At 31.0% G+C, this 9,071-nt stretch carries 6 protein-coding genes and 2 pseudogenes; 4 read left to right on the top strand and 4 right to left on the bottom strand.

All coding sequences use genetic code 11. The features are described 5' to 3' along the window. Nucleotides 1-1,154: 1,154 nt before the first annotated feature. Together B5P42_RS03705 and B5P42_RS03700 are read right to left on the bottom strand one after the other, a co-directional pair. Nucleotides 1,155-1,286: pseudogene (locus B5P42_RS03705) on the bottom strand (alpha/beta-type small acid-soluble spore protein); the annotation flags it as partial. Nucleotides 1,287-1,433: 147 nt separating this feature from the next. Continuing rightward, the gene (locus B5P42_RS03700) at nt 1,434-2,606 is read right to left on the bottom strand and encodes a tyrosine-type recombinase/integrase (RefSeq protein WP_113733680.1); all 1,173 of its coding nucleotides are present in this window, start codon (nt 2,604-2,606) and stop codon (nt 1,434-1,436) included. 403 nt (nt 2,607-3,009) lie between these two features. On the opposite strand from B5P42_RS03700, the gene B5P42_RS03695 reads away from it, so the two are divergent. Further along, nucleotides 3,010-4,011 carry a helix-turn-helix domain-containing protein gene (locus tag B5P42_RS03695; protein ID WP_113733679.1) on the top strand — a complete coding sequence of 334 codons (1,002 nt, stop codon included), beginning with the start codon at nt 3,010-3,012 and terminating at the stop codon, nt 4,009-4,011. Between the two features lie 80 nt (nt 4,012-4,091). On the opposite strand, the gene B5P42_RS03690 is transcribed toward B5P42_RS03695, so the two are convergent. Further along, nucleotides 4,092-4,754: an IS6 family transposase gene (locus B5P42_RS03690; RefSeq protein WP_370445685.1), complete on the bottom strand. Its 663-nt coding sequence runs from the start codon at nt 4,752-4,754 to the stop codon at nt 4,092-4,094. On the opposite strand from B5P42_RS03690, the pseudogene B5P42_RS32500 reads away from it, so the two are divergent. Both B5P42_RS32500 and B5P42_RS03680 read left to right on the top strand, forming a co-directional pair. Beyond that, nucleotides 4,708-4,902, top strand: a pseudogene (locus tag B5P42_RS32500) (hypothetical protein); the annotation flags it as partial. The gene B5P42_RS03690 and the pseudogene B5P42_RS32500 sit on opposite strands and share 47 nt — an antisense overlap. A 267-nt stretch (nt 4,903-5,169) precedes the next feature. Continuing rightward, nucleotides 5,170-5,667, top strand: coding sequence for a DUF2690 domain-containing protein (locus B5P42_RS03680; RefSeq protein ID WP_113733678.1), 498 nt, complete (start codon nt 5,170-5,172; stop codon nt 5,665-5,667). 634 nt (nt 5,668-6,301) lie between these two features. Here the strand turns inward: B5P42_RS03680 and B5P42_RS03675 are convergent. Next, the gene (locus tag B5P42_RS03675) at nt 6,302-6,874 is read right to left on the bottom strand and encodes a DJ-1/PfpI family protein (protein ID WP_113733677.1); all 573 of its coding nucleotides are present in this window, start codon (nt 6,872-6,874) and stop codon (nt 6,302-6,304) included. A 266-nt stretch (nt 6,875-7,140) separates the two neighbouring features. On the opposite strand from B5P42_RS03675, the gene B5P42_RS03670 reads away from it, so the two are divergent. Next, complete coding sequence (locus B5P42_RS03670; RefSeq protein WP_113733676.1) at nt 7,141-8,061, top strand: CPBP family intramembrane glutamic endopeptidase; 921 nt, start codon at nt 7,141-7,143, stop codon at nt 8,059-8,061. The last annotated feature ends 1,010 nt before the right edge of the window (nt 8,062-9,071 follow it).

Here is a 9,071-nt window from a genome sequence, read left to right as displayed (position 1 = left end):
AATTGCAGTTGAATCTAAGTTATTAGAATGACCAATTCAAAATAAGATCCATTTGATAACGTTTTCATTTTTCATATTAATAAATACCCCTTCTGACCACACACCTTTCTTAGAGTAATCGTATCAGTATGTCCAATTTTAGAAGGTTACTTGCAAGGTCTTTAGAATTTTTGCACCAGAACTAGGTTTGATATTTTCTCTAGAGGTAATAGATTATCTCTCGACGCCCTCATTATAACTTGTATATTTATGAGTTTAATATTTTTTTATTTTTAGAAAGATTGAATAAACAGAATCTTGAATGGATAATAAATTACACTTGGCATGTAGCAATTGTGTCCATTGTTTGAAGCTGTATTAGTTAGTAGAAAAGCAAAAATAACACAGAGTTCCTTTTATTAACACATTGATTATATTGGAAAATCATTATAAAGATACTTATACTTTCCTTTGTTGAAACATCTCATTTTAGACGTGAAAGCTGTTGCAATAAATGATTAATGTATATGGAAAGAAATAAATTAACGAAATATATAACCGTTTTCGAATATTAATAACAGTTACCGCATTTATATACATTATTCTGAAAAAAGGAACTTTTTTTATAAACCTTAACATAAAGTAATACTTTAGAAATATTGACTACTTTAAAGTAAGTTTATAACAAAACATATTAATTCGTGAATTACATGTATAACATATATTAAAAAAAGATGTTAACTCTTCTATTAAACCAACTACTCCATAATATGCATAGCACGGTGAATTATAAAAGGGAGTGCCTACTCAAATTATCAAATGTCTTTAATAATTTATTTATAAAGGCTAGGATTTAGAAATATTTAGTTGTTTCAAGGGTAATTATTGATTTAGCCAACAATCAGTAGATGGTAAGGAATGGCAATTTAAAAATTAGCTATATATTATGCACTTGAAATTATGAATTCAACCAACATCACGTTAAACACTCTTCTTTCCGTTTATATAGAAACAAAAAAATCGCCATACTTATCGTATTACCATCACAAGTAAAATCTATTACAAAAGAATCTGAGAGTCCGTTTTTTCAAATTCACAATTACACTTTTGATTTTTTTGTAAATAAAAGGAAAAATAATCCGTATTTACAGATTCTTTTTTATTAATGCTTTAACTTATTGTGATCTGTATTGAGCTGTTAACTGTTCTTCAGCCATTCGAACTAAGCGTTTTGTAATTTCTCCACCGACAGAGCCATTTGCACGCGCTGATGTATCAGGTCCCAGTGTAACTCCTAATTTACTAGCTGTCACTAAACTTAACTACTCAATTACATTTGATTAAATGTAATTTTTTTATCAATAAACCAGCATTCGTATTATTTTTCATACGAATAAAACCCTTATTAATCATGTAAAAAACACATAATTAAACAAGGGTTTTATATTGAAATTTTACATCAACATATCTGCAAAAGAAGTCCCCACATTATTCTTTCGTTTCATATGCTTCTCTAAATAGATTTTTGTTGTTTGGATATTTTCATGCCCAAGTGTTTGCATTAAATGATATAGATCCGCATTTCCTTGTTCAACTGCCATGATTGCAAAAGCATGACGGAATGTATGCGCCGTTACAGGATTTTCACGATACTGTAGAAACTCTAAGTTTGTCTTTTTTATCATATCTGTTACCTGATTCGATAATGTTTTTGAATTATAAAAGTTACCCCTTTGATTTACTAATAAAGGACTTTCATCTCCTCGATCCAATACAGTTTGGAACCCTCTTCTCCGTCTCATTTCACAAATACACTGGTACAAATGTTCCGAAATGAAAAGTTCACGCACTTTATCCCCTTTTCCAGTGACTTTTAACCAGTACTTTCCATCATAATGTAAATCTTTCACTCTAGCGGTGCACAATTCTTGAATTCTTGCACCGGTACTTGCCAGAGCTAGTAAAACTGTATAGTTTACTAAATGTCCTCTATCTTTATAAAACCCTAAAATTTTCATAACTTCATCATAGGATAGGTCCCGATTTGGCCGATCCTGTTCATTTACATTTGCGCGCTGCAGTTCTTCATGAAGTGGCTTTTTGATATAAGCAAATACATGAAGGTGTTTTAAAAAAGAACGAATGAGCACTGCTTTCTTTGCAAGTGTTGCGACCGCATATGTGTCACCATTCCTACCGTTCTCTACCTGCTTTAACCAAGAATTATATTTACGAATATGCCAAGGTTGCAATGTTTTCAGTAAAGAGGCATTTTGTTGTACCTCTTCCCCATTCAATTCGAATTCTTCTGCATGCTGCACCATGCACTGACAAAATGACAAGATTTCAGATACATAGCTCTTTTTCGTATCCTCTTTTCTATTCTTCTTCTCATCCATATCTTTTTGTAAATGTACGAAATGATAAATGACTTCCAGGTCACTTAAATACGTATATTTACTCTTTCCCTCTTTTTCTGCAACCTCCATCTGCTCTTCCACCTTATCTACATAACGATTGTTATGCAGAAATGGAATGATATCTCTTATATTCTCCAAATATGTATCTATATATTCACTTTGATTATTTATAATAGGTAAGTTTTCTATTCCACTTTTATTATCCATATTTCAAATTCACCTTTCCTATTGAAGATTATGAATACAATTCTCTTTATTAACTATACTTATCATTTTATTTCACTTCTATCAATTACACAAATGATAACCCATATTCTTTCTGTAAGAATCGTATATTCTTCTCTATTATCCTATACTTATATTTTTTTATAATTTATTAGTAATTAGATATCTTTTAATGATTAACTACTTTATTTTCAAATTATTTTTACAAGTAAATTAACTATAAAAACCAATTGAAATATAAAATAAACTACAAATGTTTTTAAACTATAAAAATGTATAAGAACTTTAATAAATTCTATTTCTCATTTTAAATATAACTCATATTCTGATATGATATATACATATCTAAAATACTAGAAAACAATAGTTATGGAGGTGTCCTTACATGACACAAGATTTATTGTTCATTACAAAACCTACTGTAACGACAAAAGAGGCAGCCGGCTTATTAGGAGTAACGGTACAAACAATTTTACAAAAAGAAAAAGATGGATTAATAGAATGTGTATATAAAGATAATTGGAAGCAATTCGGTAGTAAGATTTTCTATTTAGAGGATATTGAGCGTTTAAAAAATATTGAAGAGGTTGAAGGCTATAGCACAAAAGAAGCAGCTGAAATTCTTAATGTAGCACCATCTACAGTCTTTACATATATCAAATCTGGAAAATTACCTGCTTCAAAGATTGAAAAACGTGGAAAAGAAGTGTATATCATTGATAAAGATGACCTTGAAACTTTTCAACTTACTTATGAAAAAACTACATCAAAAGAGAGAAAAACATTCATTACTAAGATTCAAAATGAAGATATATATTTATATCAATTATTAACACATCAACATACCGGAAAAACAGCTAGGGTAATAGAGATCAATGGAGCAGACGGCAAGGTTCTTACAGAAGACGAAGAAATTTTCCCACTATCCACTTATATGGAACACAATTACTCCTTTGAGCCTTTCCATAAACAAGCTGTAATTACGAAACGAGGGTATTTATCATTTTCATTTAAAAAACCTCAGCTATTTAATTCCATCACTTATAATCTAATAAATTTATTTTATAAAGAGCTAGGTGTCACAAATATGCGATTAAGTATTTCATCTGATTCTATCAAATTAGAAATTAAACCTTTTGTATTACAAGTTAATCCATTACAGTTTCAAGAGGAGATTAAATACTTACATTCTCAAATGAAATCCGGCACGATACTTCCACACGTAGAAGGTATTTACTTTAAAAGTAATGTAGAGACATTAACATTTCATGCAGATTATGAATTCAAGCAAAAAGTAGTGAAAATGGCAATGGATGCAGGTATGGGACAGGAAGAATTCTTATTGCAAGCTGTAAAATCTTATATAAATAATTTAGAACAGCAATAAATTTATTGTGGATTTGAAATAGAGGGTTCTGTTGCGAAGTTTCTTAACAGAGAAAAAGTTGGTATGATTGCAGATGGGTTTTATTCAATCGTTAGTAATTGTTGTAATTCATTATACGTCGAAAAAACGAAGTTTGGTTGTTGCAAACTTCGTTTTCGTTTATATAGAGCATGAACGGTTTCAATAGCTTTCAAGATACGTGAAGCATGACGAAGGCTTTGAAATCCTGTGGATTTGGCAAAACGCCCTTTTACATGTCTATGGTCTTGTTCAATGAGATTGTTCAAATGTTTGACTGTACAATGAGTTGTACGTCTATAAAAACCTTGTTCTTTTAATTTGTTAAACGCGCAGAGTAGCGCTGGGGCTTTGTCCGTTGTAAGAACCGTTGGTTCTCCAAAAGCCTTCACCAATCTTTTCATAAAGGCATATGCTGCCTGATGATCTCTTGTTTTTCGAAGTTGAATATCCAATGTATATCCATCCTTATCGATCGCACGATATAAATAACGCCATTTTCCTTTCATTTTTATATAAGTTTCATCTAATTTCCACGATGATTGTACCTTTTTGTTTTTCTTTTTCCAGATTTGATAGATCAAATTTCCATATTCATGGACCCAACGCATAATAGTTGTTGGATGAACCGATATGCCACGCTCTCTCAAAAGTTCAGATACATCGCGATAGCTTAAAGAAAATAATCCCCTTTTAATTGAAGATTTAATCAAGGTAACCACAATCCTTAAAGAAGAACTATATAATAAAAAATTTAAGATATATTTAAACAATAAGAATGGAACAAGATATACAGCCTGGTTATCATCAGAAGAAATTAAAAAAGCTATTAACATCGAAGATCTTGTAAAAGAGAGATATCCTGCGAATTAAATTTAAAGTGCTTTTTCTGTTTGTTACAGTAACAAGCAAATCACTAAAAATATCCAATAACTCATTAGCTGTAGAGAAAAAAATGAGAAAAAGAGTCCTCTTCATATAGGACTCTTTTTCTATATCAAACTTATATAAGTGTATACACATACACATCTTACATGCATTGTTGTTTCTACTTATTATTTCTCAATACACATAATGGCACAAAAATAATATAGTTAGAAATGTAATTAATTCAGAACATTAAGAAAGGTGTGTGCCGTTATGAAAAGTAAATTGCTATCTTCTCTCTTTGTTTTTTCTTTTATGGTTTCTTCATTTTTCATGTTTACAGGAGAATCAAAAGCGGCGTTTAATCCTGATACGTATTATACAGGTAAGAGCCCGTATACTGCGGTGTATGGCGGTTCAGGAACGTGTGCAGATAGTGGTGTTCAAAAAGGATATAAGCAAATCACTAATTTAGGGTATGTTGAGCTGAAATTTAGTACTGTATGTAAAACTGCATGGGCTAAGCTTACTAGATATTCTAAAGCACCTTTTAACGATTCAGGTTTTGCAGCAATTTATCGTAGTGATGGTGTTTGGTTTAATAGTTATGCAAGCGGCGGAGTAGGTTCAATTGATTCTGGCCAAACTGTAACTTATACACCAATGGTTTATGATTTAACTGCAGGTTATGGATATACAGCGAAAGCTGCAGGTTGGCTTCGAACAGTTTCTGGAGGACCGTACTCGTTTGGTGAGACTGAATCTTATTAATGACAAGAAGCATAAAAAAATAACAAATTTGTTTTTTCCCTACACATTGTGTGGGGATTTTTATTAATGAAAGGCAATTTTTGTAACCTTTGCTGTTTTTAATATATAAAGTGTAACTGCCATTTGATTTATAATTTATAAGGAATTTCCCACAAATATGTCAGTGATGATTATATGAACTTCTTTATTATCTCTTTTGTGATATTGATAATAGCAGGATGATCATTGGTTATTTGTTGTTTACAAAAAATCTAAATACGAATGTTCTTTGGCGTGATCGCTTTTTTTAGCACTCATATGATATTTCAATGGACTCCTCTTTTTCCCGTTCGTTGCTCCAAATGGATTGGTTACTTTATACCTTAAGAAGTAAAAGGAAAAACCCCTTAAAGAGGTAGCACCATATGCCCATAAACTTAAAAAATTGGCAGTTCCCAAAAATAGCGGAGTTCTATAATTAACTGTAAAAGAGTAAAATTATCATTTTGAGGCGATTCCAAATCCTTAGCTTGATAGCAATGTGACGCTAGCCCTACTTAATAGAATTACCTAGATCCACTGAAAAAGAAATTGACCAAAAACGTAATTTTATAATTAATTAAGTCAGTTCAACTATTTCTGACTTGATTTGAAATTAAAAATATAGACCTTTGCCCACTGGCTGAACAGTTTCTAGTACAGTCTCAACCATTTCTTCATTAATTAGAGTCCTAATAATCCAAGCTGATAGATCTTGTGCAGCAAAACAACCTGCGGCAGTCGAGATATTTCCTTCATTTACGAAACTTTGCTCAATAACGTCTACATCATATTCTTTAAGTCGTTCCACTGCGGATGGATATGTAGTTGCTTTTTTGCCAGTTAACAATTTTTTAGCTCCTAGTAGTAGTGAACCAGAACACATAGAGCCTATTAATTGCCTATGAGGATCTACATGAATGCTATTAAGATATTCTTGATTTTGATATAAATCCTGTACACCCTTACCACTTGCAAATATTACAGCGTCAGCGGAAGGAATATCATTTATGCTTCCTGTCATGGGAATGCGTAAACCAGACGAGGATATATGAGTTTTTTCCGTTCCTAATAGTTGGACATTCCAATCAGAAATACCGCCAACTAAACGTACACGATTTAATAAATCCCATGGTAAAAAAACATCTATATCAGTAAAGTTATCAAAACAGACTATTGCAATTTTCATTCTCTAGCCTCCATTATTAAAACATTAAAAACATTTTAATTATAACAATTTCAAGTGCGGGTATCGACATTTAAATTGTTTAATAATTAGATATCACTCAATTTAGAAAAAGAAATGAATAAAATGGTTATATAAATCCCTACTTTTCTTTGTAACGTATCGCTCCTTTCTTACAAAATCCTTAACTTTATTACATCAAAAAGGTTCATTATGAGATCATGTAGAATTAGCACATATCGTAGGATATTAAAATTGAAGAGGTGATTATGCTGAAGGATTTAACAAAATCGCAAAACTCATCGACAGGTTTGAGAAGGTATTTGAAATCCTATCCGTTAACTTCATTTTTTGTAATGGCATATGTATTCTCGTGGGTTGTATTAATTCCATTTATCTTGTCGCAATGGGGTATTTTCCCGAAAACAAAAGTGTTTGACCTTTTCTTTTATGCCAATGCATTTGTAGGTCCTATGTTAGCAGCGTATATTATGTTTCAAACTCTTGAAGGCAAAGAGTCATGGAAAAAAGTTAGAAAAAGCATCCTCTCTATTAAAGTTGGTTTGAAGTGGTACTTGTTTACTCTCATCGTTATCCCTGCTGTAATGTATCTGGGGATGGTGATAGTAAATGGAGGGATACCTACTTTTCATAGCTTAAATACTGAATTTTTTGTAACCTATCTCATCTCTTTTGTAGTTATTTTCTTTCTCGGTGGACCTTTCCCTGAGGAAATCGGTTGGCGTGGTTTTGCTCTGCCTCGTTTACAAACAAAATTTGGACCACTAAAAGCTACACTCCTCCTTAGTGTTTTATGGGCATTTTGGCATCTTCCACATTTCTTAACGGCTGCCCAAAGAGGTGGACCAAGTTCTGACCTTTCTATCCTATATGTTCATTTACCAATTTTTATTTTGATGTGTTTACCAATCTCAATCATTCTTACTTGGGTCTATAATTGTCATCACGGCAACTTATTTATTGTCATGCTAGTTCATACGAGTGTAAATACGTTTAGCTTGGTACAAACTCATTCCATCAACCCTGTTCTAAAGAATACAGATTTATTTGTAGTGATAGGATTGGGCCTTGTTGCTTTGCTTATTCTTATTTTCACACGAGGCAACCTTGGATATAGACAAACCGCTACTGAAGTAGCGTTCAATAAGAATGAAAATATAAGTAAATAGAAACGAAAAGGATAAATTCAATTAAATAAAAAAACAGGGTTTCCCTATATAAATTGTAATTAGATAATATATGTAATGGTGATAGTATTATTTGTTACAGGAAGCAAGTGCTCTTTTATTTACGATAAAATGGAATTATTATTATTTATTTCTCAATATTTAATATATTGAATTAAATTATCTTTATTGGTATTATAATGGTGACAGTTTGTTTCTAATGCTTTAGTTTAAGGACCTGTTTTAATACATCAGGTCCTTCTTAATTTTCTCACTAATAAGATAATGTTTTTTAACTTCTTATTTTTTAACTAGATAGCATATTTTATTGTATAAAGACTTTCCACCCATAGAAATCTACCTTTTTTAAGAGTATGCTTATATGCTTGTTCTTCCCACTTGCTATGAAATAATGGTTTTGTTTCATTTTTTTATACACCTAAATTTCCATAAACATCCCCATTTATTTCAAACTCATTCAAGTCTTTAATAAGCTAGCAAATCCCTCAGTCTTAAATACCCAACATGGATATAACCAATCATAGTACCTTCAATTATTTATGTATTTTCACTTTCTACTTGAATACTACCCGAATCAACTCTTTATAGATCCAATTTATTTTTTGCATAGGTTTGCATACCAAATGAACTCTATCTGGTTTCAATTTTTAAAATTATGCTATACGATTGTGAAACATAGAAAAATTTTACACAACACCTAAGATATCAAGGCTATCTCTTTCTCATTTCTTTAGAATTTCTGTCCGTTTTTCTATAGGAAATTAAACAGCTGTGTAAATAGCCTTATTAATTCTTTATTTTCTTTTATCAGAGATACACTTGATTAAGATACACACTAGCTAAATGTTTTAATACTTGAAAATGGATATTGGAGAATTTGAAATAACTGGGGTTTTATAAACTTTTTTTAAAAGTAATAAATGATTATAATAATCATTTTGACTAGTAATCTAAATTATAAATAAAAAGAGANNTCTCTTTTTATTTATAAT

Source organism: Bacillus sp. SRB_331 (assembly GCF_003264175.1).
Classification (GTDB): Bacteria; Bacillota; Bacilli; order Bacillales; family Bacillaceae_G; genus Bacillus_A; species Bacillus_A mycoides.
The sequence above is the reverse complement of the archived record's forward strand: the minus strand, read 5'-3'. Positions and strand labels throughout refer to the sequence as shown.